The sequence below is a fragment of the Mesorhizobium sp. M7A.T.Ca.US.000.02.2.1 genome (assembly GCF_003996995.1).
Lineage (GTDB): Bacteria > Pseudomonadota > Alphaproteobacteria > Rhizobiales > Rhizobiaceae > Mesorhizobium.
The window spans coordinates 1-1,009 of record NZ_RZTT01000805.1 but is presented as its reverse complement, the minus strand read 5'-3'; the positions used below and the strand labels follow the sequence as shown (position 1 = coordinate 1,009).

The 1,009-nt window shown below is 59.0% G+C and carries 2 protein-coding genes; one reads left to right on the top strand and one right to left on the bottom strand.

Annotated features, from left to right (window positions below; all coding sequences use genetic code 11):
* Positions 1–243: 243 nt before the first annotated feature.
* A complete protein-coding gene (locus EOD15_RS34780) occupies positions 244–702 on the bottom strand; it encodes a MerR family DNA-binding transcriptional regulator (protein WP_127270399.1) in 459 nt (152 codons plus the stop codon).
* A gap of 108 nt (positions 703–810) precedes the next feature.
* Here EOD15_RS34780 and EOD15_RS36400 point away from each other — a divergent pair.
* Positions 811–1,009: hypothetical protein (locus tag EOD15_RS36400; RefSeq protein ID WP_210212220.1), on the top strand; the 199-nt coding region annotated here is incomplete at its 3' end.

Here is a 1,009-nt window from a genome sequence, read left to right as displayed (position 1 = left end):
AGCCCATATTGGGAGCGGGATAGCAAAAATTGACGTTTGCGTAAACGTCAATTTTTTCGATGCGACAAGATTCCCCGCCCACTGGAGCAATGAACGTAGCGGCGCGACGTTGCGCAAGCCAGCGCCGAAAGGCCATGAGAGTGGGCCAGGACAACGAAAAGCCGCGTGGCAGGCCACGCGGCTCGACAGAACTCGGACAATCAGCAGACGACTTGGTCTGCCGCAAATCCGAACGGATTTGTTTTAGCTGGCGGCGCTCGCCTGCGGCGCCGAACGCTCGCTCAGCATCTGGCGCACCGCCGACATCGAGCCGCTCAGCTCGTTGATGGCGTCGTCGATCAGCGCCCTTTGCTTCTGCAGGCGGGCAAGCTGCTTTTCCGATTTGTCCAGCGCGAGCTTGAGCTGCTTGGTGTTTGAACCGGTCGGATCGTAGAGATCCATCATCTGCTTGACGTCACGCAGCGAGAACCCGACCTTGCGGCCGAGCAGGATCAGCTTGAGGCGGGCCTTGTCGCGGCGCGTGTAGAGACGGGTCGACCCGTCACGCTGCGGGTTGAGCAGGCCTTTGTCTTCGTAGAAACGCAGCGTGCGCAGCGTCACTCCATATTTTTTCGCCATCTCGCCGATGCGGACGAGGTCCTCGCCGGTTTCGGCAGATATATTGGTATTGGCCGCGGTCTCGCCGGCCGAGATAAGCTTCATGGTCACTGGCTTTCCCCGTCTGGTGGCGTCGCGGTCTCGGACCGTGCGTCGCCTGACTGGAAGCGGGGGCCTGCTTCCAGTCGTGGTTTCAACAAACAAATCGCAAACATGCGCTCAATGCGCCTTTTACGTTTACGTCAATTCTATACCGATTGCCGCATGATGACGCAAGGGCGTTCTGCGCGCCGCCCTTTTATGCCGCACCGTCAGGCCGGCAGCCGGCATCCTTTCAATTTCTTAAGTTTGGTTAACGCGTTGTTTACCACGTTGGGGGAAATGTGGGCGCGTCGGCTACCCGTGTTTATCC